The sequence below is a fragment of the Arsenophonus nasoniae genome, from assembly GCF_004768525.1.
GTDB classification, from domain to species: domain Bacteria; phylum Pseudomonadota; class Gammaproteobacteria; order Enterobacterales; family Enterobacteriaceae; genus Arsenophonus; species Arsenophonus nasoniae.
Map to the genome: position 1 here is coordinate 1,433,129 of NZ_CP038613.1, position 22,418 is coordinate 1,455,546.

The window sequence follows — 22,418 nt, forward strand, 5'->3', positions numbered from 1 at the left end:
TATAGTGAGTGAAATCGCTTGTTTTCGCGTATAAATGTGTATATTAAATGAGCTATATTTTTATAAATAATTGATATTAATATAATTTATTTTACATAATCAGCTAAGCCGGTAATAGATGCAGAACAACAACAAAATATTGAGCAACGTTATCAAGCGGTAGAGGTTAGTTGGGATGATGTTCAACCGGAAGATCCATTAGGGATGGAGATTGGTTACCGTCTGATCCCGATGGTTGATCAGGGACAAAACGGTGAACTACTTAATCGGATCGGCGGTATCCGCAAAAAATTTGCTAAAGAGATGGGTTATTTACCGCCGGTGTTACATATTCGCGATAATATGGCGCTTAAACCAGAAGCTTATCGTATTTTAATGAAAGGGGTAGAAAAATTGGTCGAGGAGAGGCTATCCAGGGCGTTGGTTAGCGATCAATCCAGGTGGTGCGATAGGAGAATTAACCGGTGATGTTACCCAAGAGCCCGCTTTTGGTTTACCAGCGATTTGGATCGATGAAGCATTACGCGAACAGGCTCAAGTGCAAGGTTATACGGTGGTGGCAGCCAGTACGGTGATTGCGACCCATTTTAACCATTTGTTAAGTCGATTTGCTCATGAGTTATTTGGTCGGCAGGAAGCTCAGCAGCTTTATGAACGGATCAGTAAAGAGTTACCGAAACTGACTCAGGATCTGATGCCTGATGTGATCAATTTGACCCTATTTCATAAAGTATTACAAAACTTATTAAGTGAGCAGGTGCCGATCCGTGATATGCACACCATTATCGAAACGTTAGCTGAGCATGCCGCTGAACAAAAAGAGGTGACGGAACTGACCAGTTTGGTACGCATTGCGTTAGCCAGAGCGATTACCCAGCACTGGTTTGGTGATAAAGAAGAGATCCAGGCTATTGGTCTTGATATTAGCCTTGAACGGGTTTTGCTCCAGGCACTGCAATCGGGTGGTGGATTAGAGCCGGGCCTGGCGGGTAATATTGAGCAACAGGCAATTGAAGCGCTCAATAATCAAAGTTTAATGGGTGCACCACAGGTGTTAATTGTCAATCATAGCTTACGCCCTTTAATGTCACGCTTTTTACGCCGAGCCTTACCGCAGCTTGCTGTAGTTTCCAGTCTTGAAATCAGCGATGAGCGAAAAATTCGTTTAACCTCTTTTATTGGCCAACCGGCCAGTTAACATTAACGATGAACGCTTTAGTCACTTTTGTGTGGCAAAAGCGTTCATTGCCAGCGATAAAATTCTCTTGCATAAAATATTAACCGACTAAATAAAGCAAAAGGTAACGGGGTTTATTGCCTCCCTATGCGGTTAGCATTGGTTAGCAAAAAAGGAATCGATCTATTGCAGTGATCCTCAACGGTCAAGCAGAGCTATTTATCTTAATTTATTTATTGGGAGTGAATAAGGCATTGGCATGCAATGCCTGAGGATTATATTTTGACCTGGTAACCGCTGGCGACGATATTTTCTGTCTGACCATGCTCACCATACAGGGCAGGGCTATGACGTTTTTTAAGGAAGCCCAATTGCTCCTGATTGAGCGGCATATGTTGCTTGAGGATCAGCCCATTTTGACGATTACGCTGATAAAGCTGCTTAATTTGGGGTTCAATTTTCTGCCAGATGGTTGCTAGCGTTGTATCTTGTTGATAGGGCGGGGCAGAACCGCACTGTTCGCTACTCGTGATGCGTTTTTGTTCACTATGGCGTAATGCAGTCAACCAATACTGTTTTTTTTCTGTCACTTCATTTAAGCGCAGTAAATCAACTTTGCCAGCATTAAGCAGTTGATATTCAATGTGGAGTAACTCATTGAGCGTTTCTACCTGGGAAAGTTGCTCAATGAGGATCTCCTGTAGTGTTTCTTGCGTCATCAATTTAATCACATTGGCTGGTATTTAATTTAATCAGCACATCCGCAATTTTTTCTGCATCAGTGGTTAACTCGCCGTGTTCAATTTTTTGCCGAATCTGCTCAACTTTTTGCTCACGAATATCTTTGTTGTTTGCTTGTAATAGTTTTTCTGCTGCCCCACTCAGACTTAATGTAAAGATGGGATCTTTTTGCTCGCTAGTGGCTGATTGTTTTACTTTTTTTTGTTGTGGCTGTGGCTCTTCATGGTGCGAAAGCGCCGTTATACCACTGAGCGGTGTCGTTTTTTCAATGCTCATCAGTTACATCCTGTTATTTAATCGGGTTAAGTGTGATAGCCATTATTCATGTTCACTATCCTGTTCTATAGGTGATATAACGGCTTAGCGACCAAAAACTTTAATTTTTTAGCGTAATTTTCGCATAACCCTCTTTTTGTGCAATAGCGGTGATAATTTGTCCTGTTGGCATTTTGAGCCGGACAGACTCATTTTCGGCGGCATTATTAATCGCTTTGCCCTCATATTTCACTTGAAAATGGCGACCTTGGGCATAAACAGTGACATGCTTACCGGCCTGAATAACCCAAGCACGGCGCAACATATTTTGGCTAATTGGTTGTCCGGCAGCAATATCACGTAAACTAACACTATTTATGTAGGCATGAATATCACGAATAATACCACGTGGTAATTTTTCTAGCAGACCACGTTTAGCCACGACATTGTGCTGATTAATGACCGAATGACGTTTTATTGGCTGATTAGCTACCCAATAATTCCCTTCAACGCTAACGGCTAAGCGCAGATAATAGGTTTTATCGTCACAAATCAGCGGTAGGGTTAATTTTCCCCAGTGCTGTTGGGAAGGGGCAGGTTTAATTTGTAATTGATTACAGACAGATAAATGTTCTGAGGGGGTAAGAATTTTAATATTCACTTTATCTTGCTTCAGATACTGTTGGTTAAAATAGTCCTGAAGTGCGGTCTGCAATGTAGCTGATGCATTAGTGATAACAGGTACAAAGAGTAATAATGATACAATTATTCGATTAACCACAAATTTCCTCTTCATTTTATTTCATAACTATTATTTCGCTGGCCATTATTTTCATCACCCGCAGTGTAGAGCATTATTTCGGCCATAATGGCATAAATAAACCATTAATAATCGTTTTTTCCCGCCTTTGACTTTTTTTTCTGCGTATAAGCTACTGCCCTAAAAATGGGAGCAAAAAATAGGTTCCTAGATCGTTAACTGAGGAAAGTTATGCTCGATAAACTTGATGCAACGCTGAGTTTTCAGCAACAGGCACTGTCACTAAGGCATCAGCGCCAGGCTATTTTATCGGCCAATATTGCCCATGCTGATACCCCGGGCTACCAGGCACGTGATATCGATTTTAGTGCCCAATTAGAAAAAAATCTTATGGCAAATTCAGTCACCGATAAACAGTTGTCCATGACGGTTACATCCGTCAACCACATTGCGGTGCAGCCAGCAAATTCACTGACCGCCGATCTACTTTATCGTGTTCCACATCAAGTGGCTATGGATGGAAATACCGTCGATATGGATATGGAGCGCAGTCATTTCGCTGATAACAGCGTTAAATATCAAACTGATCTGTCGATTTTAAATGGACAGATAAAAAGCATGATGGCGGTTATGCAATAAATATAAGGAATAGATGATGTCACTATTTTCAATTTTTGAAATTAGCAGCTCTGCGCTCTCTGCCCAATCTCAACGTTTAAATGTCAGCGCCAGCAATATGGCTAACGCTGATAGTGTTACTGGTCCTAATGGTGAACCTTACCGTGCTAAACAAGTGGTCTTTTCTGTTTCTGAGCTTTCAGCTAATGGTATTGGTGGCGTTAGTGTTGCTCAGGTAGTCGACGATCCGTCGCCTTTTCGCCTTGAGTATCAGCCTGCTCATCCATTAGCAGATCAACGCGGCTATATTCGTAAACCTAATGTCGATGTCACTGCCGAGATGATCAATCCCATTTCTGCTTCGCGCAGTTACCAAGCCAATATCGAAGTGATGAATACAACTAAATCGTTAATGCAAAAAACATTAACCTTAGGCCAATAGAAAGGAAGATAAATGGGCGTTGTAAATTCAATTAATGAATCACTGGACAACTCCAGAGTCGGTGCTCCGGCTTCACAGCAAAATATTAAGAAAAAAGGCAGTGACGATATTCAGAATAATTTTCTGACGCTATTACTGACCCAGATGAAAAATCAAGATCCGACCAACCCGATGCAAAACAATGAACTGACCACCCAGTTAGCCCAAATCAGTACCGTGCAGGGCGTGGAAAAACTGAATGAAACGGTGAGTGGTTTAACTGGTCAACTGCATGCCAGCCAGGCGTTAAATGCGACCAAATTAGTTGGCCAGGGCGTGATGATAGCAGGTAATAAAATCACCCTATATGAAAAAAAAATGCTCAGGCAACTGCGTCTGGCACCAATGAAACCTTTTTTACCCCATTTGGTTTTGAATTAATCCGTCCAGCAGACAAAGTCATAGTCACCATTAGCGATAAAACGGGTCGAATTGTCAAAACAATGGAGCATGAACAAGGGTTTAAACCGGATGTTTATCACGCTAGTTGGGATGGCAAAGATAATGATGGCAATCCATTACCGGTTGGTAGTTATCAGTTTACTGTCACGGCAACTACTGCTCAAGGCCAGGTGCATGTCAAATCATTAAATTACGCTTTGGTCAATGGCGTTACTAATGGCGCGGAGGGTGTATTACTGGATGTTGGTTTAGGTAACAGTGTTTCATTGGACGAAATCCGTCAGGTTCTGTAATTGAATAGATAAAAATGAATATGGAGGGCATATGGCCTTTTCACAAGCAATTAGTGGATTAAATGTGGCATCCAGCCACCTGGATGTCATCGGTAACAATATTGCCAATTCGGCGACTTTTGGTTTTAAAAGTGCTTCAGCTTCCTTTGCTGATGTCTACGCTGGTTCAGGTATTGGCTTAGGGGTAAAACTGGCGGGTATCCAACAAAATTTTAATGATGGTTCGATCACCAAAACTAATCGGGCAACGGATTTGGCGATTTCTGGTGGTGGCTTTTTTCGTCTACAAGATACCAATGGTGATATTTTCTACAGCCGTAACGGTCAGTTTGGCAAAGATGCTAAAGGCCAATTAGTTAACCCGCAAGGGATGGTGGTCACTGGTTATCCGGTGGCGATGTTAAATGGTGTGCCGACCATTCAGAAAGGTGCATTGCCAACTCCAATCACTATCCAAACGGATATGATGAACGCCAGAGCGACCGATGATATTCGGATGACGGCTAATTTAGATTCGGGTCAGGCAGCCATTGCAGCGACAGGTGCGACTGTGTTTAATCCAACTGATAACAAAACTTATAGTTATAGTTCCAGCGTGACAGCCTTTGATAGTTTAGGTAATGAGCGGGCACTCAATGTCTATTTTGCTAAGCGCCCTGGCGCTGCGGGTGCAGCAAATACACAATGGGATATCTATGTGGTTGATCCTAGCCAGGCAGCACCAGGTGCACCAAGCCACACCCTCTCTTTTAATCAAAATGGTCAGCTAACAAGTGCCGCTAATTTTAACTTTAACTTAGCCGCCCATAACGGTGGTGCGGCCAGTACGATTAATTTTAATTTTGCTGACTCACGCCAACAACGCTTAGCGAGTTAAGATATTTCTCGTTTAGAGAAAAATGGTTATCAGGCTGGGCAATTTACTGGCTTCAGTTTTGAAGAAGATGGTTCAATTCGAGCTTCTTATGCTAATGGTCAACAGCAATTAGTTGGTCAGGTAATATTGGCCAATTTCGCCAATCCAGGTGGCTTAGTGGCGAAAGGTAATAATGTTTGGTCAGAAACTGGCAGTTCTGGTGCGCCAATTATTGGCACTGCCGGCACCGGTATTCTCGGAAAGTTAACCGCCAATGCCTTAGAAGCCTCTAATGTCGATATGGGACAGGAATTGGTGACCATGATCCTGGCGCAACGCAATTATCAATCTAATGCCCAAACCATTAAAACCCAAGATCAAATGTTGCAAACTTTGGTTAATCTACGTTAATGGTGGATGATTAGATGGATCATGTCATTTATACCGCCATGAATGGTGCGCGTCATGCATTGGAAACCCAATCGGTGATCACCAATAATTTGGCTAATGTTTCAACCAACGGTTTTAAAGCCCAGTTAGCAGCTTCGCGTTTTGTACCGATTGAAGGCTCTGTAGGGCACCAGACCCGCACACTCACCATTGCTTCAACACCAGGCACGGATCAGCGTGCTGGTGCGATGAACTATACCGCCCGTTCATTGGATGTGACGCTGAGTGATGGGGGGTATTTAGCGGTGCAATTAGCTGATGGCCGGGAAGCTTACACCCGCAATGGCAATATACAAATTTCAGCTAATGGTGAATTAATGATCCAAAATCGCCCATTAATGGGCGATGGTGGCGAAATTATGGTTCCGCCGCAGGCGCAACTGACGATTGCTGAAGATGGCATTATTACCGGTTATATCCCAACAGCTCCGCCCACCCAATTAGGTCAGGTTGGTCAGATCAAACGGGTGAAACCCTCAGCGCAACAGTTGGTACGTGGTGAAGAGGGGTTATTTCATCTTGCCGAACCTAATGCCCAACCTTTAGTGATGGATAATAGTGTCAAATTACTGTCGGGAGTATTAGAGGGCAGTAATGTCAATCCGGCACAAGCGATGGTGGACATGATAGCCAATGCACGCACTTTCGAAATGCAAATGAAAGTTATTCATAGTGCTAATGATAACGCCCAACGTGCTAATCAACTGTTAGCCATTAGTTAAGTTATTAAGGGAGAAAACAAATAATGATCCGTTCTTTATGGATTGCCAAAACTGGGCTTGATGCTCAACAAACTAACATGGATGTCATTTCTAATAACCTGGCTAACGTCAGCACCAATGGGTTTAAGCGCGGGCGAGCAGTGTTTCAAGATCTGATGTATCAAACGTTACGTCAACCTGGATCGCTAACGTCGGAACAGACCCTATCACCTTCGGGATTACAACTAGGAACCGGCGTTCGTCCTATTGCGACACAACGATTACATAGTCAGGGTAATTTATCGCAGACGAATGGTAGTACAGATGTTGCTATTAAAGGCCAGGGATTTTTCCATATTCAATTGCCTGATGGCACTGACGCTTACACCCGTGATGGTGCTTTTCAGGTTGATCAAAATAATCAACGGGTTACTGCTGGTGGTTTTGCTGTTGTACCGCCCATTGTTCTGCCAGAAACAGCCCTTAAAGTTACCATCAGTCATGATGGTATTGTTAGTGTTGTCATACCAGGTAATTCTGAACCACAGCAAGTTGGCCAATTAGCATTAACCACATTTGTTAATGAAACCGGTCTGGAGAGTATTGGTGAAAATCTTTATTTGGAAACCAATAGTTCAGGCGTACCGGTTGAAACGGCACCGGGTGTTAATGGGGCGGGTTTACTTTATCAAGGTTATGTTGAGACATCGAATGTCAATGTGGCTGAAGAGTTAGTCAGCATGATCCAGACGCAACGTGCTTATGAGATTAATAGTAAAGCGGTGTCCACTTCTGATCAAATGTTACAGCGATTAATGCAGCTTTAATTCAGCTACCATCACAGTCGCAATCCATTGTGATGGTGAACATACAAGAGTTTTTAACATGAATAAAAAAAGCATCGCCAGTTTGGCTGCGCTTATTTTTAGGCCGTTTTCCCCGCGAGAGGGAAATCGATGGCGGTTTGGCATTATCTGCTTGGCAGTAATAATGTCGGGCTGTGCTTATATACCGAAAAAGCCATTGGTCTCGGGTCCGACAACGGTTGAACCGGCAGAAAGGCCAGACCTTAAGGTAACTGGTTCAATTTATCAAGCCAGTCAACCGGTTAATTACAGTTATCAGCCGCTATTTGAAGATCGACGTCCCCGCCATGTCGGCGATACATTGACCATCATTTTACAAGAAAATGTTAGTGCCAGTAAAAATTCGTCCGCCAATGCCAGTCGTAAAGGAAAAAGCGGTTTTTCAGCCGGGGCCACACCGCAGGTGTTAAATAAACTGGTGGGAGTTGATAAGTTACAGTTTGACATGGAAGGGGAAAATGAGTTTGGTGGCAAAGGTGGCGCCAATGCCAATAATACCTTCAAAGGAACAATAACGGTCACAGTCACTAAATTACTGGCAAACGGTAACTTACAGGTAGTGGGTGAAAAACAGATCGCGATTAATCAGGGCACCGAATATATCCGTTTCTCTGGTGTGGTTAATCCAAGAACGATTAGCGGTAGTAATACTGTGAATTCAACCCAGGTTGCGGATGCACGTATTGAGTATGTGGGTGATGGATATATTAACGAAGCGCAAAATATGGGCTGGTTGCAGCGTATTTTGTTAAATATTTCGCCATTCTAACTGAGGAAGCTTATGGTTGATTCATTGTTAGGTAAGTTACTATTGTGGTTACCATTACCAATGTTATTGTTATGTTCGAGCATGGTACCAGCAGAACGTATTCGTGATCTGACGAGTATTGAGGGAGTGCGAGAAAATGCCCTGATTGGCTACGGTTTGGTGGTCGGTTTGGATGGGACGGGTGATCAAACTTCACAAACGCCATTTACCACCCAGAGTATGAGTAATATGCTCTCTCAATTAGGCATCACTGTACCACCAGGTACCAATATGCAGTTAAAAAATGTGGCGGCGGTGATGATCACGGCCAAATTGCCCCCTTTTGGCCGTGCCGGACAAACGATTGATGTCGTTGTCTCTTCATTAGGCAATGCAAAAAGTTTACGTGGTGGCACCCTTTTAATGACGCCATTAAAAGGCGCTGATAATCAGGTGTATGCGGTTGCCCAAGGCAATATTGTGGTGGGGGGAGCAGGTGCCAGTGCTGGTGGTAGTAGTATCAAGGTTAATCAATTGGCCGGTGGACGGATTAGTGCCGGCGCGGTAATTGAACGTGAACTGGCTAGTCAATTTGGTAAAATTAACACGCTTAACTTACAGTTGAATGAAGAAAATTTTTCGCTGGCACAGACCATTTCCGATGCCGTGAATCGGATTAAAGGTTTTGGTACTGCAACACCATTGGATGCCCGAACGGTTGAACTCAGATTGCCGGCTAGCCAAAGTGAACAAGTGCGTTTTTTGGCGCAAATTCAGAATATCAATATTAAATCAGTGCCGATTGATGCAAAAATTATTTTAAATGCGCGTACCGGTTCGGTAGTCATGAATCGCAGTGTGATGTTAGATAATTGCGCTATTTCCCAAGGTGGGCTTTCAATCACGGTTGATCGTCGGGTTAATGTTAGTCAGCCTGATACCCCTTTTGCCGGTGGTAAGACGGTGGTGACACGTAACACCGATATCAGCTTGAATGAAAAACATGATGGCTTACATAAAGTCAATGCCAGTGCTAATTTAAATGAAGTGATCCGTGCGTTAAATGCCTTAGGTGCGACACCAACCGACCTAATGTCAATTTTACAGGCAATGGAAAGTGCCGGTTGTTTGCGGGCTAAATTGGAGATCATTTGATGAAAGATCTTTCCACCATGGTGGGTGCCGCTTATGACGCCAGATCATTAAATGCCTTAAAGAATCAAGTAAGCCAGCAGCCCCAACAGGGGCTGCGCCAGGTCGCTGAACAATTAGAAAGTGTTTTTGTGCAGATGATGCTAAAAAGTATGCGCTCTGCCTTGCCGCAAGAAGGATTACTGAGTAGTGAACAAAGCCGTCTCTATACTGCACTTTATGATCAACAATTAGCTCAAGATCTGTCGCGTAAAAGCTTGGGATTTGCGGATCTGATGGTGGAACAGTTAAGCCGGCATCAGAATGAGCCCGAGGATATTAAGCCGGCGCCATTACTGAATACTGATCTCCCCAGACAGTTTGTAAGCGCTTTTCGCCGTTTTGTACCAGAAGAAGCGGCCGGTGCGCTCAAGTATATATCAGAAAATGGCGCTAGTTTTCTGGCCAAATTGTTTATCCCTGCCAGAATTGCCAGTGAAAATAGTGGTATTCCCCATTTACTGATAGTCGCTCAAGCGGCGTTAGAATCAGGATGGGGACAGCGTCAAATTTTGACAGCCGAAGGCACCCCCAGTCATAACTTATTTGGTATTAAGGCAGGTAAAAATTGGCGCGGTAAAGTGACCAATATTGTTACTACCGAGTATATTGATGGTAAGGCCGTGAAAATACGCGACGATTTTCGGGTTTATCCCTCCTATTTTGAGGCAGTCACTGACTATGTTAATTTGTTAACCCAAAGTAAACGTTATGCTAAAGTCGCCGCCGCCAACACACCTGAGCAGGCAGCAATTGCCTTACAAGCGGCCGGTTATGCCACCGATCCGGGTTATGCGAAAAAACTGATCCAACTGATTCAACAGTTGAAAAATACCACTTCGCAGGTAAAGCAAATCTATCAACATGATCTAAGCGATCTTTTTTGAGGCGCATTACTTAAGTTTTGCTGGTTTTGGCCGATGTTTTATTGCGTAAAACGACTATCTTACTGTCGGTTAACCGGCAGTATCCGAATTTATTAGGGAACTGACTATGTCCAGCAGTTTAATGAATACCGCAATGAGCGGCTTGAAAGTAGCGCAAACTGCGTTATCAACCATTGGTAGTAATATTGCCAATTCTAAAGTCGAGAGTTATCACCGGCAAACCACCACATTGGCTACCGATGGCAGCAATAATAATATAAATGGTGTCAAAGTGAGTGGTATTCAACGCGAATATGATGAGTTTATCAATGCGCATTATAACAAAGCGGTAACCGAACAAGGTGAGCGGAAAATTTATGCCGAATTTGCCCTAGAGCTAGATAAGTTGATGTCGGCTTCTGATACCGATTTAGCCTCATCGATGACAGAATTTTTTACTAGTTTGCAAACCTTGTCAACCGATGCCGCTTCTGCGCCCTTGCGCACTGAGGTTATTAATAAAGCTCAAGCCATGATTAGTCGCTTTAAATCCGTTGAGCAACAATTTAACACAATGGAACAACGGCTTAATGGCAATATTGGCCAGATGGCCGATAAAGTTTCGCAACTGGCGCAACAAGTGGCCAAACTAAACGGTGAAATGACAAAAATCAAAGGTCTACAAGGCTATGTGCCAAACGAGATGTTAGATCGACGTGATCAATTAACACGTGAACTATCAACGGTGGCTGGCATTAGTGTTATTCGCCAAGATGATACTATCAATATTAATCTTGCTAATGGCTTATCCTTAGTTAATGGTACTAAAGCCAACAAAATTACGGCTATATCCTCGGCTGCTGATCCCGCTCAAATCACATTGGCTTATGATGATGGCATTAATCCGCCACGAGAAATTGATACTAGGTCAATAACTGGCGGGGAATTAGCCGGAGCATTGGCGGTACGTGATGAAGTACTCCAGCCAAATCGGCAAAAAATTAATCAGCTGGGTTTAATACTGACCGAGAGTATCAATCAGGTTCAGCAGGCCGGGTTTGATTTGCAGGGCAATGCTGGTCAAGCACTGTTTCAGACTGGCAAACCGAGCATCATTTCCCATAATCAAAATCAGGGAACCAGTAGTTTTGCTACTCAATTTACTGATGCTACCCAAGTTAAAGGCATTGATTATGCCATGATGTTTGATGGCAATAACTGGGTAGTTACTCAACAGTCAACTGGGGCGTCGGTAAATGTTACTAGCACAGCAGCCACGGCTAATCACGGTAAAAAATTAACTTTTGATGGCATGGAAATTGCCCCAACTTCAGCGCCGCAAGCAGGTGACAAGTTTATTATCAAATCCGTTGATGAAGTTATTAGTGGCTTATCGGTTGCGATAACAAATCCCGCAGGTATTGCCGCTGCCAGCCAGGCGGGTACTGGACAAGCAGATAATACCAATATTAAGAATCTATTGGCATTACAAGATAAAAAGTTGGTTAATGGAACGTCTACGCTTAGCAAAGCTTATACTGCGGTTGCCGGTGATGTTGCGTCGAAAGCCAATCAGGCAAAAGCTGATTTTACCGCCCAATCAGTGATCACCAAGAGTTATTTGCAGAAGCAACAATCAGTTTCCGGTGTCAATCTTGATGAGGAATATCTTGAAATGAGCCGCATGCAAGAATTTTATATGTCAAACGCCAAGGTAATTCAGACGGCCAATAGCTTGTTTGAAACTTTGATGCGTATTTTCTGATAACAAGATTAATAAGGAAATAGTGATGACAACACGTTTAAGTAGCCAATTTATGCATTATCAGAAAACAAATAGCATGATGTATTCTCAGTCACAACTGGCAGATAAATATCAGCGTATAACGACCGGAAAACGGCTATTACAATCCGCCGATGATCCAGCCGCGGCAGCAGAAAATTTACAGATTAATCAAACACAAACCCGTTTGGCACAATATAAAACGGCGCGTAATTTTTCTCAGCATCAGATGCAATCACAGTTGCAGGTAGTTGAGAAAATGGAAGATCTGTCGCGCCGTATTAAGCAAACTTTTGTGGCAGTCTCTAATCAATCGATCATGAGCGAAGATGCTCGACAAGCGTATGCCACAGAGCTGGAAAGTTTAAAATCTGAGTTAGTGGGCTTAGCCAATAGTAAAGATAGTTCAGGTAGTTATCTGTTTGCCGGCTATAAAACCGATACTGTGCCGTTAGTGGTAGGGACTAATGGCGTGGTTAATTATCAAGGTAGCCAAGATGCCATTAAGCAGCATATTGATGCTGATCGTGAAGTGACGGTAAATTTCACAGCTCAGCAAGTTTTGCAGACTGCAACTGGCGGCGATATTTTTCAGTCGTTGGATCTTGCAATTAATACGCTAAAAACGCCTTATCAATCAGCAAATCCTCAGGCACAAAGTATATTGGCAGCCAATATCGATAGTGCACATAGTGATTTGCAAAATACCATGAAAAGCCTTTCCACAATTAGCAGTCAACTTGGCTCGCAACTAAAGGAAGTAGAACAATTAAATAGTCGTAGTGAAGATGTTTCATTGCTACTGAAAGAGCGGCAAAGCCAATTGACGAATACTGATATGGCTGCTGAGATAGCGGAATATTATCAGGAAGAGGCGATATTGCAGGCTTCTTATAGTTTATTTGCTCAAATGAAAGATTTATCTTTATTTAACTTATTGCGCTGAATCATTTTGTTAATGCATTTTTAGATTATAAAATAAACGGCAAAATAAACCGATAAATAAAATGAAATTTTTACCAGGGGATGACTTTCTCCTGGTTTTTTATTTTTTTTCTTCTATTCTATTTTTTATTTATATCTTATTTATTTTAATTAATAGCTGGAAAATTATTTTTATTATTCAATAATAGTTAATTCGTTATATTAAATATCGATTCAATATTATTGCAGGAAAATAGAATACGATTAATATCTATTGAATTACCGATCAAGTTACTATATATAATATAACGTCAAAAAGTATAACGTAATATCAAAAAATAACAGTTTCATAATGTTGAAAAAATAGTAAGATTGAATAAATTTTGCTATTTTTCATTTCGTAATTGAGGGTAATCTTGTTTAGCTAGCTTTTGTTTAGATAAACAATTTCCTGGGATAAAAAGGAACAAGCATGATGAAGAAATTGACAGTAGTCAGCCTGGTTTTCTTAAGCGCAGCGGCACAGGCGCAGTCTCATCTTGACCGAGTAATGAAAAGCAAAACCTTAACGGTTTGCGCAACAGGTGATTATAGGCCTTATACTCATTTACTTCAGAATGGTCAATATGAAGGCATTGATGTTACCATGATGGAAAATTTAGCTGCGAGTCTGGGGGCTAAAGTTAAATGGCAGAAAACGACCTGGAATACATTAATGACAGATTTTCACAGCAAACAGTGTGATATTGCGGTTGGGGGAATTTCGGTTACCTTAAAACGTCAGCAAGCGACCTGGTTGTCTGCGCCGCTCGCGGTTGATGGTAAAATTCCATTAGTCCGTTGTGACGATAAAGCGAAATATCAAACGATTGAACAACTCAATAAACCGACGGTACGTTTGATTGCACCCTTTGGTGGTACCAATGAGGCTTTTGCCCATCGCTATTTACCTAATGCCCAGTTGCAATTGACGCATGATAATGCGGCGATATTCCAGCAAATTATTGATAAAAAATTTGATGTTATGGTGACTGATGCATCAGAAGCGCTTTATCAACAAAAGCATTACCCAACTAAGTTATGTGCACTTAATCCAAAGAGACCACTACAATATATTGAGAAAGCTTATATGCTACCGCGTGATGATATGAGCTGGAAACTTTATGTCGATCAATGGATACATTTAAATAAAAAGACCGGTGTTTATCGCAATATTGTGTCTGAATGGATAGCAATACCGAAATAAATGATTAGCTGCTCTGCTGATAGGTAAATATTTTATTAACTTATTATTCAGTTAGCACAAAAATAACCCATAATATTATAGATTTATTTGGCAGTAGACGAACAATTTAAAAGTTAATACGATAGGAAAAAAAAGTGTTTAGAAAAATATTACTTTCCCGCTAATGTAAGCAGTATCAAACTTAATTGACTCAGAATATCGTTAAATATCTTCTCAGCATATTTGGTAATGATAGTGGTTAAAAGAGGTAATAGGTAAATACCAATTAAAAGTGTCAGTGGGAAGCCGACAACAAAAATTGAAAGTTGGGGGGTCATTCTATTTAAGATCCCCAAACTGATATTAATAATTAATAGTAAGGTTAAAATAGGTAGTGCTAATAGTAAACCATAATAAAAAATAATTCCCGCCGTTTGAGCTACTAATATAAAACTTTGGCTATTTAATGATATTGATTGGATTGGAATAAGCTGAAAGCTATCTGCCAATAGGGACAATAACCAAAGATGAATATCGAAAGATAAAAACAGTAATAACAATAATAGATTAAAAAAACGCGCAATAATTGGCATATTGGGGCCGGCCGCTGGATCAACAAATAAGGCGAAAGAGAGCCCCATCTGCATGCCTAATACTTCTCCCGCATAACGAACGATGGCAAAGGCGATTTGCATCGTCAGTCCCATTAATAAGCCGATTAAAACTTGTTGTATCAAGATCCAACATCCGATAACGGAAAAAAGCGGGATTTGTGGTAGTGGTATTGCCGCAGAGATTAAAATAGTGATCAGTAAGGCTAACGCAATTTTGCTTTTTTTAGGGATCTGTTTTTCACCAAAAAAAGGGGCAATACTAAATAAAGCTAATACCCGCACAAATGGCCAAAAAAATTGGTTAATATAGGTATAAAAAAAATCGGTGCTAAAAGTGATCATCATTAACCAATAAGTTGCGGTAATTGCGTTATTAATTGACGGGTATACTCGATAAATAGTTGTAACATCCACGGGCCGGCTACTACCGCAGTAATAAAAACAGCGATAATTTTAGGAATGAAAGAGAGGGTCATCTCATTAATTTGCGTGGCTGCTTGCAATAAACTAATAATTAAACCACTGATTAACGCTGCCAACAACAGGGGTGCTGCTAATGCTAATGCCACTTTCATACCATCAATACCAAGCCCCATCACTGTTTCCGGTGTCATTTTTACTCCTAATTAAAAAAACTTTGCGCTAATGAGCCTAAAATTAATTGCCAACCATCAACCAAAACAAACAGCATTAATTTAAAAGGCATCGCAACGGTAGCAGGCGGAACCATCATCATGCCCAGCGCCATTAAGACACTGGCAACCACGAGATCGATAATCAGGAAAGGAATAAATAGCATAAAACCAATTTGAAAAGCCGTTTTCAGTTCACTGGTAATAAATGCTGGTACTAAAATACGCATCGGAACATCAGCTTGGGTTTGATACTCACTATCATTGGCTAAACGGGCAAACAGTGCTAAATCAGGTTGACGGGTTTGTTGTAACATAAATTGACGTAAGGGTTTGGCACCTTCTGATAAATCCACTTCAATGGTAATTTTTTCTTCACTAAAGGGTAAATAGGCATTTTGATAAATTTTATCAAATACCGGTGACATGACAAAAAAAGTCATAAATAGCGCTAAGCCTAATAAAATTTGATTAGGTGGGGCAGTCGGAGTGCCTAACGCATTACGCAATAAACCCAGTACGATAATGATACGAGTAAAACTGGTTGTCATCAGCAACAACGCAGGGATAAAACCGAGAGCGGTAATAAAAATAAGTGTCTGTACTGGTAATGACCAACTTTGGCCGCCATTGGCTAAGGGTTGGCTAGTAATCGCAGGAATAGCGGCATAAGCGTGCAATGGCAGCCAAAATAACGTGTTGGATAATAAAAATAGCAGTCTACGCATCATGGTTTCTACTTTTTACTGAGCATGTCTTCATGAATTGACCAAAAGAGGGTGGAACAGAAGTTGACTGCTGTTGTTCATTCGGTTCGGTTTTGGCCGGCATTTTATGCAATAAGGTTATGTTTTCTTCGGTGACACCGAGCACCAGTGCCTGTCCTTCAACTTCAATAATCGTAATTTTGGCTTTATTACCGAGTGAGTAATTATCCGTTACCTTAATTGCGCTTGAGCGAGTGGTCAGATAGCGTTTGGGTAAAAAACGGCGTACTAACCATAAAGTCACCAATAAACCGCCAATAATCAGTAATAGCGAGCTACTCATTTCAGTTAACATGCTACTGCCTGAAAGTAGGGAGGGGCTATTAGTGGTTATGCCCCCTTTTAATACAGGAGTAGCATTATCTGCCGCTCCAGCAATTAGAAAAGAAGAATAAGCTGGCATAATCTATCGACTCAACCGACGCATGCGTTCTGAAGGGGTAATAATATCGGTGATCCGAATACCATATTTATCAGAAACCACCACCACTTCGCCTTGTGCGATCAGATAACCGTTGATCAAAATGTCTAACGGTTCACCGGCCAGACCATCCAGTGAAACCACTGAGCCTTGGGTTAAATTTAATAGCTTTTTAATGGTCATTTTGGTGCGACCTAGTTCAACCGTCAGTTTAACCGGAATATCCATGATCATATTGATATCTGAAAATTGATTTTCGATATCTTGCATTTCCAAATTATCAAAGATCTCCGGTCCATTATCGGTTGGTTTAGGCGGTTTCGATTGCTGAGCGATAGTCTCTGCCCAGATATCCTCAGCCGAGGTTTTAGCTTGATTTTCAGTAAAATCTTTAGTGTCACTCATGGTTTTTGTTCCTCTTCCAGAGCGTTTAAAACTGGGTTAATAAGATGTTCGACGCGCAGGGCATACTGCCCATTTAATGTTCCGTATTTACTGGTCAGTACGGGAACGCCATCGACATGAACCATAAGGCGTTCCGGTTTTTCGACAGGAATGACATCCCCTTTTTGCAGTTTCAGGATCCTAGAGAGCCGTGTTGGGTGTTCAATCAGGTTAGCGATTAATTCCAATTCGGAATATTTAACTTGATTAACCAAGCCTTCCATCCAGACGCCTTCATCTTGTTTAACATTTTCTACCGGCGGATTGATTAATCTTTCGCGTAGCGGTTCGATCATGGCAAAAGGGATACAAATGCTAAATTCCCCAATCATATTGCCAATTTCCACCAAAAAGGGCGTGGTAATAACGATATCGTTAGGCGAGGAAGTGATATTGGTAAATTTTACCTGAATTTCAGAACGAACATATTCTGCCTGGATTTTGAAAATACTTTCCCAGGCATCACTATAGGCATCAAGCGCCAATTTCATCATTTTATTAATAATACGCTGTTCGGTATGGGTAAATTCACGTCCATCTACCGGGGTGGGAAACCTACCGTCGCCGCCAAATAAATTATCGACCGCAATATAGACTAAATTGGGTTCATGGTTAGGAAATTGAATCGCTTTTAAAGTGAGTAGCAAAAGCCATCCCTTATTGCAAAAAGGAGATGGGGATCGATTTATTGTGTTTAGTGCCAGTTAACATTTCCTCAGAGAGTGTAATTTCTAACCTGATTTCCTTATTTTAGACACATTGATCCTGCGTTTAGCTGCGTAACCATCGCTTTTTCTCCAGGTTATGCAGTCTTTCTGACAACAATTCCGTTGCTTTTTTACCCATTTGCGCCCCGGTGAAAAGCAGCCTGTCGCCACACAGAATACATTTGTACGGATCGGTACGCAGAAATCCTTTCATCAGCACAGAAAAACCTGGGTTCTCCGGTTTTACGTGCCGTCATCTCAAGTGCCTTATACACTTTCGGCAATAGTTTTCCCCGTTTACGATTCGACAAAACCAGAGTAACGCACCATTTTAAAATGCCTGGCCGGAATATGGCTTATATAGCGTCTAATCATCTCTTCCTGCGGCAGAGTCTGCTGCAGATGCTGGCCAGTTCGGTGGTCATGGTAGTGATGAACAACGGCACCCTCGGTAATGCCGCAGTTTTGACGCAGATACCGGTGGGCGTTTAAGGTAGCGACCGAGGTACTTAACACTATGCCATGCCCCTTTCGTTTTAGCAAAGTGCACTTTCCAATAACGTCCGTACTGCGCCCTCAAGTAATGCCGCCAATGTTTTTTGTCACGGATATGGCCAAGACCGGGAAGAAGGCCAGGGTTAATTAAATCATAACTGTGACGCAGTAGTCGGATAACAGCCCCTCGCCAGATTTCTTCGACATCCTTTTTTTTGAAAAACAGCTTTCGCCATACACTATGTTTACTATCCAAACCCCCTCGAGTGACGGAAACATGAACATGCGGATGTTGATTGAGTTGCCGGCCATAAGTATGCAAGGCACAGAAAATACCAATTTCGATACCCTGTTTGCGAGCCAACTGCAGCATAGCTCGAGTGGCTGCCCGAAACAGAGCATTAAGTAGCGGCCAGTTATTGTTAAAAAAAGGCCAAAGGAGATGTGGCATGGTGAAAGTAATGTGTTGCCAGTCGCAGTCGGGTAAAATATGAACCTGCTGTGCTAACCACTGCTCGGTGGCTTTAAAGCCACATGAACTGCAGGCTTTTGACTTACAGCTTTGGCAGAAAAAACGGCTGTGAGAACAATCAGACGAAGCGCAACAATAGCGCCGGACACCCATGGCACAAGTGCCGCAGGCAAGCATGCGCTCCACAGATAAACTCGTCCACGAACTAACGCTATCGCCGTATTTTTCGAGGAATTTATTCCAACCGTCATCAATGGTGAAAAGTAGTTTAGCAGGACGAGGGATATACATCTGACTCAATTACCTTATGGGCATCTTGCCAAAGAAACAGAAATTGTCAGATTCGTCAGCCCAGTTATCGGTGTGTTTATCCCAGGGTTCAAAGGAAACAGGGATTATTCCTAGCTCCGTATAGGTGATGAATTCATCGGCAGGCAGACTTTCAGTTATTCCCCCCCTCAGTGTAGTCGTATCCAGCGTCATCGGCTTGGTCTTGGCGTTGTTCAAAACCCCTGATAATCGTGACTAGCGGCGGGTAATACTGCGTGTCGAGAAAAAATTGGGGGCCGAGTCGGACGCAGTGGCGTATGGCTTCTTTTAGGGTGTCATAAAAAAATTCAGGCGGTCTGTCATCATCATTTTCGGGTGGGAGAGAGATCATAAAACGTTTCGGATAAACAGGCGCTGTGGCACGTGAAGTGACGGGCAGCCTGCCTGATTTAACCGGTTTACGCTTTCTGGGAGATTTATTGCGAGCCATCGAGATGAATCCCTGAAAAAAATTAACCTACTGCAGAGTATAAAACAGTACTCAACTCATTAACATCCCCGAAGCAGCACCGCTGCGCCGCTCACGCGTAGCGTGCTACGTTCAAAGGTAAAAAGGGCGGTGCCGCGCAAAGGTTTTAGATGCACCAGATTAAGGTTAGTCATCACGGGAAGATTGCGCGCAAATTCATGATAAGGCTCAATCTTGATTAGTCCTACCGTAATATCAGGGCTACGCCGTAGAATATTAAATAATCCCATGCGAAACTGGCGCGCAAAACGCTCATTGATAATTTCCAGCGATTGTAGTCGCTCGCGAACAGCACGTCGTTGAGTATTTGGATTATAAGGATGGATATCCATTTCAGCAATAGATGCTTTTTTCTCTCCACTGCTAACCATATTATCAGTGGGCGCATCATTTAGCAGGGCATCAATCTCTGTTTGTGAAAGAAAGTTATCGCTCATGTGATTTATCGTAAAATAAACGTTGTGAATAACACATCGGTAATAATTTGCTCAGACTCTTCTAATTCAAAAGTCGGTTTTAATACCTGCTTAATTTCAGACATAAGATGAACTTTGCCGGTATCTGTTGCCAACTCAGTGGCGTTTTGGCGAGATAACAATATACGGCTGCGCACCTCAGGCATAAAATCATGAAGGCGTTTACGGGTTTCTTCACTAGTCAGGCGTAATGTAATATCAATATATAACACGCGATCGCGTTTCTCATCGTCGATTAGATTAACCGTAAAGGGTTCTAGTGACATAAATACCGGTATCACCAGACTTCTTTTTTCCGGTTGATGCTCATCTTGTTCTTTTGCTTGTAATAGCCACCAACTATAGCCAGCAATAAAACAGCTTAATAGTGTGAATAACGCCATAATGGTTAACAGGATCCCACTTATGCGTTTTCCTTGATGTTGCGACTTAGACATAGACAGGTAATTCCTTTTGGTTCTACTTGGGATAATCAAGGCATTGTCGATTAACGTTTTATCCCTGTTTTTGCATTCCACTATAATTATCCCGATCTATAAATAACTTGACGGTAGAATAAAACAGTAAAAATAGGCGGTTATTTTGTCATTGAACAATGCTGATAATGACAGGGGGAATTTTCCCCCACGAGAAAAAGTTAAAAAAAGCAAATAGATTTAAGCAAATACATCAATTCCAGTGGTTATTTGTGCCTGGTTAATTTGCCGGACTTGAGTTAATGAATTCTCACTCTCCTGTTCATGCTGTTCATTTGTTATTGATGATAGCGGCGTTGCAGACTGATTATCTGGCGGACTATTTTGCTCACTATGTTGCTCGCCAACATGCGTTTGCCCCAGTTGTATGCCTTGTTCTGATAGCGCATGACGTAATTGTGTTAGATTGCTTTCAATAATCTGCCGAGCTTGTTGATTAGCGGTCACGACTGACAGTTGCGCTTTATCGTCAAAAATTTTAAGTTGAATTTGTAGGCTACCTAATTCTTCAGGATGAAGACGTAACTCGGCTTGTTGTGAGCCATGGCGACTGAGCATGACAATTTGCTCACTAAACTTTTGTCCCCACTCCGGCTGATCAATCGGCGTAGTCAAAGCAATTGAATTGACGCTAGCTGTCATTGAGTGAGTCAATGCGCTTGGATGTGCTGACCACGATGTTAAAGGGATTGCATTATTATTGCTTGGCGATAGGTTAAGTAATTCTGGATTTTCTGCCATATTTGTCAGGGTTGCGGTATTGATATTAGATTGCATGGCCGGTTGTAATGACAGAGATTGAGATGTTGGCTGTTCTTTGAAAGGTGCTGATAAATTGGCCAGCGGGTATTCGATTGATGAATTATGGCTAGCTAATGTTGCTAACTGAGAATGCGATTTTAAATGAAGTTTTTCATCGCTATTATCAATATTATTAGTCAATTGTTCAAAAATTGCTTGTTCAGTTGTTTCATCGGCTACCGTGGCGCGATCATTTTCTAGCCGTAGCTGAGTCGCTACCTCTGCTAGCTGGATTGGTAATTGATCAATAAATTGATTGGCGGTTAACGGCATAAACGCTGATTGATCCGCTAAGGTCATGGTTTCGTCAATCTGGGCGCTGGGTTCATTCGCTAAAGGCCCGCTAATCGTCAACAGCGCATCTTCCTGTTGTTCAATATTTAAGTCAGCATCGTTTGCTACGTTTTTGTTTTTTGTTTGCGCTGAGTGGTTAGTTAACATTTGGGCAAAATTAACTGAAGACTCTTCTGTAGCCGATTGGGGATCAGCAGCAGGGGAACTGGCGGTAAATGTTACTGATGTATCGATCATTATGATGTCCTTAAAACGGCACGTTGCGCCATTTCATCCATTTGTTTTTGTTCTAGCCGATCAGCACGTTTTTTTTGTAAACGTTCACTACGTTGTTGTAGCTTACTGAAGGCATTGGTTTTTTGCTGTTTGCCTTGCCAATTTTTTTCTGCACTTGTTTCTCGTTGTTGCCATTCAACTAAATGTTGCTGATGTTGCGTGATTGCTTGTTCAAGGGTTAGCAAAAACTGCTGATAATTTTGTAATATTGCACAAGAGGTGCCTTGATGGAGCATGCTATTAAGTTGTTGGCGATATTCATCCTGATACTGTAGCAATTGTGTCAGTTGTTGTTGCATTTGTTGATGTTGATGCCGAATATGCGACAGTTGTATCGCCGCCTGATTGCTATCTTTATGGCTTAAATCACGTAATAAGGTAAAGGAATTGGTTGCTTTCATGCTTCC

General features: G+C 42.0%; 23 protein-coding genes and 6 pseudogenes. 13 read left to right on the plus strand and 16 right to left on the minus strand.

Going from position 1 to position 22,418, the window contains the following annotated elements; genetic code table 11:
- Positions 1–153 precede the first annotated feature (153 nt).
- Positions 154–1,198, plus strand: a pseudogene (locus ArsFIN_RS07020) (FHIPEP family type III secretion protein); the annotation flags it as partial.
- Positions 1,199–1,452: 254 nt separating this feature from the next.
- Here the strand turns inward: ArsFIN_RS07020 and ArsFIN_RS07025 are convergent.
- From ArsFIN_RS07025 to flgA, 3 genes are all read right to left on the minus strand, one after another.
- Positions 1,453–1,896, minus strand: a complete 444-nt coding sequence (locus tag ArsFIN_RS07025) for a flagella synthesis protein FlgN (protein WP_034249838.1) — start codon at positions 1,894–1,896, stop codon at positions 1,453–1,455.
- A gap of 4 nt (positions 1,897–1,900) precedes the next feature.
- Complete coding sequence (flgM, locus tag ArsFIN_RS07030; protein WP_026823257.1) at positions 1,901–2,194, minus strand: flagellar biosynthesis anti-sigma factor FlgM; 294 nt, start codon at positions 2,192–2,194, stop codon at positions 1,901–1,903.
- A gap of 100 nt (positions 2,195–2,294) precedes the next feature.
- A complete protein-coding gene (flgA, locus tag ArsFIN_RS07035; protein ID WP_051297064.1) occupies positions 2,295–2,954 on the minus strand; it encodes a flagellar basal body P-ring formation chaperone FlgA in 660 nt (219 codons plus the stop codon).
- A gap of 210 nt (positions 2,955–3,164) precedes the next feature.
- Here flgA and flgB point away from each other — a divergent pair, with 210 nt between their 5' ends.
- The 12 genes and pseudogenes from flgB to ArsFIN_RS07095 all read left to right on the plus strand — a co-directional run bounded on the left by flgB (position 3,165) and on the right by ArsFIN_RS07095 (position 14,358).
- Entirely contained in the window at positions 3,165–3,572 is a 408-nt protein-coding gene (flgB, locus tag ArsFIN_RS07040; RefSeq protein ID WP_026823259.1) for a flagellar basal body rod protein FlgB, read from the plus strand.
- Between the two features lie 16 nt (positions 3,573–3,588).
- Positions 3,589–3,993, plus strand: a complete 405-nt coding sequence (flgC, locus tag ArsFIN_RS07045) for a flagellar basal body rod protein FlgC (protein ID WP_026823260.1) — start codon at positions 3,589–3,591, stop codon at positions 3,991–3,993.
- 12 nt (positions 3,994–4,005) lie between these two features.
- A pseudogene (locus tag ArsFIN_RS28550) lies at positions 4,006–4,727 on the plus strand (flagellar hook assembly protein FlgD).
- Positions 4,728–4,758: 31 nt separating this feature from the next.
- A pseudogene (gene flgE / locus ArsFIN_RS07055) lies at positions 4,759–5,994 on the plus strand (flagellar hook protein FlgE).
- A gap of 14 nt (positions 5,995–6,008) precedes the next feature.
- The gene (locus tag ArsFIN_RS07060; protein WP_026823261.1) at positions 6,009–6,755 is read left to right on the plus strand and encodes a flagellar basal body rod protein FlgF; all 747 of its coding nucleotides are present in this window, start codon (positions 6,009–6,011) and stop codon (positions 6,753–6,755) included.
- Between the two features lie 23 nt (positions 6,756–6,778).
- On the plus strand, positions 6,779–7,561 hold the full coding sequence (gene flgG / locus ArsFIN_RS07065; protein WP_026823262.1) for a flagellar basal-body rod protein FlgG: 783 nt from the start codon (positions 6,779–6,781) through the stop codon (positions 7,559–7,561).
- Between the two features lie 163 nt (positions 7,562–7,724).
- Entirely contained in the window at positions 7,725–8,369 is a 645-nt protein-coding gene (locus ArsFIN_RS07070; RefSeq protein ID WP_406929871.1) for a flagellar basal body L-ring protein FlgH, read from the plus strand.
- Complete coding sequence (locus ArsFIN_RS07075) at positions 8,370–9,503, plus strand: flagellar basal body P-ring protein FlgI (protein ID WP_210409115.1); 1,134 nt, start codon at positions 8,370–8,372, stop codon at positions 9,501–9,503.
- The gene (gene flgJ / locus ArsFIN_RS07080) at positions 9,500–10,426 is read left to right on the plus strand and encodes a flagellar assembly peptidoglycan hydrolase FlgJ (protein ID WP_210409102.1); all 927 of its coding nucleotides are present in this window, start codon (positions 9,500–9,502) and stop codon (positions 10,424–10,426) included. Before ArsFIN_RS07075 ends, flgJ begins: the two co-directional genes overlap by 4 nt.
- A gap of 121 nt (positions 10,427–10,547) precedes the next feature.
- Positions 10,548–12,170, plus strand: a complete 1,623-nt coding sequence (flgK, locus tag ArsFIN_RS07085) for a flagellar hook-associated protein FlgK (protein ID WP_167876671.1) — start codon at positions 10,548–10,550, stop codon at positions 12,168–12,170.
- Between the two features lie 25 nt (positions 12,171–12,195).
- A complete protein-coding gene (gene flgL / locus ArsFIN_RS07090; protein ID WP_026823267.1) occupies positions 12,196–13,134 on the plus strand; it encodes a flagellar hook-associated protein FlgL in 939 nt (312 codons plus the stop codon).
- A gap of 450 nt (positions 13,135–13,584) precedes the next feature.
- Positions 13,585–14,358: a transporter substrate-binding domain-containing protein gene (locus ArsFIN_RS07095; RefSeq protein ID WP_051297065.1), complete on the plus strand. Its 774-nt coding sequence runs from the start codon at positions 13,585–13,587 to the stop codon at positions 14,356–14,358.
- Between the two features lie 149 nt (positions 14,359–14,507).
- Here the strand turns inward: ArsFIN_RS07095 and fliR are convergent, their stop codons facing one another.
- The 13 genes and pseudogenes from fliR to fliJ form a co-directional block, all read right to left on the minus strand.
- The gene (gene fliR / locus ArsFIN_RS07100) at positions 14,508–15,293 is read right to left on the minus strand and encodes a flagellar biosynthetic protein FliR (protein WP_026823269.1); all 786 of its coding nucleotides are present in this window, start codon (positions 15,291–15,293) and stop codon (positions 14,508–14,510) included.
- A gap of 2 nt (positions 15,294–15,295) precedes the next feature.
- Positions 15,296–15,565 carry a flagellar biosynthesis protein FliQ gene (gene fliQ / locus ArsFIN_RS07105; RefSeq protein WP_026823270.1) on the minus strand — a complete coding sequence of 90 codons (270 nt, stop codon included), beginning with the start codon at positions 15,563–15,565 and terminating at the stop codon, positions 15,296–15,298.
- An 8-nt stretch (positions 15,566–15,573) separates the two neighbouring features.
- Positions 15,574–16,311, minus strand: a complete 738-nt coding sequence (gene fliP, locus ArsFIN_RS07110; RefSeq protein WP_026823271.1) for a flagellar type III secretion system pore protein FliP — start codon at positions 16,309–16,311, stop codon at positions 15,574–15,576.
- Complete coding sequence (gene fliO, locus ArsFIN_RS07115; protein ID WP_051297066.1) at positions 16,304–16,753, minus strand: flagellar biosynthetic protein FliO; 450 nt, start codon at positions 16,751–16,753, stop codon at positions 16,304–16,306. Before fliO ends, fliP begins: the two co-directional genes overlap by 8 nt.
- Positions 16,754–16,756: 3 nt before the next feature.
- Positions 16,757–17,176, minus strand: coding sequence for a flagellar motor switch protein FliN (gene fliN / locus ArsFIN_RS07120; RefSeq protein ID WP_026823272.1), 420 nt, complete (start codon positions 17,174–17,176; stop codon positions 16,757–16,759).
- Positions 17,173–17,820 (minus strand): annotated as a pseudogene (locus ArsFIN_RS07125) (FliM/FliN family flagellar motor switch protein); the annotation flags it as partial. The gene fliN and the pseudogene ArsFIN_RS07125, both read right to left, overlap by 4 nt.
- Before the next feature lie 166 nt (positions 17,821–17,986).
- Positions 17,987–19,180: pseudogene (locus tag ArsFIN_RS07130) on the minus strand (IS91 family transposase).
- Between the two features lie 9 nt (positions 19,181–19,189).
- Positions 19,190–19,372, minus strand: coding sequence for a hypothetical protein (locus ArsFIN_RS26970; protein ID WP_210409103.1), 183 nt, complete (start codon positions 19,370–19,372; stop codon positions 19,190–19,192).
- Positions 19,332–19,649 (minus strand): hypothetical protein, encoded by a 318-nt coding sequence (locus ArsFIN_RS07135; protein ID WP_210409104.1) that lies wholly within the window; start codon positions 19,647–19,649, stop codon positions 19,332–19,334. The genes ArsFIN_RS26970 and ArsFIN_RS07135 overlap by 41 nt, the downstream gene beginning before the upstream one ends.
- A gap of 89 nt (positions 19,650–19,738) precedes the next feature.
- Positions 19,739–20,125: pseudogene (gene fliM, locus ArsFIN_RS07140) on the minus strand (flagellar motor switch protein FliM); the annotation flags it as partial.
- Between the two features lie 5 nt (positions 20,126–20,130).
- Positions 20,131–20,601: a flagellar basal body-associated protein FliL gene (fliL, locus tag ArsFIN_RS07145; protein WP_026822111.1), complete on the minus strand. Its 471-nt coding sequence runs from the start codon at positions 20,599–20,601 to the stop codon at positions 20,131–20,133.
- A 219-nt stretch (positions 20,602–20,820) separates the two neighbouring features.
- Complete coding sequence (locus ArsFIN_RS07150) at positions 20,821–21,972, minus strand: flagellar hook-length control protein FliK (RefSeq protein WP_026822112.1); 1,152 nt, start codon at positions 21,970–21,972, stop codon at positions 20,821–20,823.
- Complete coding sequence (gene fliJ, locus ArsFIN_RS07155; protein ID WP_026822113.1) at positions 21,972–22,412, minus strand: flagellar export protein FliJ; 441 nt, start codon at positions 22,410–22,412, stop codon at positions 21,972–21,974. Before fliJ ends, ArsFIN_RS07150 begins: the two co-directional genes overlap by 1 nt.
- Positions 22,413–22,418 lie beyond the last annotated feature (6 nt).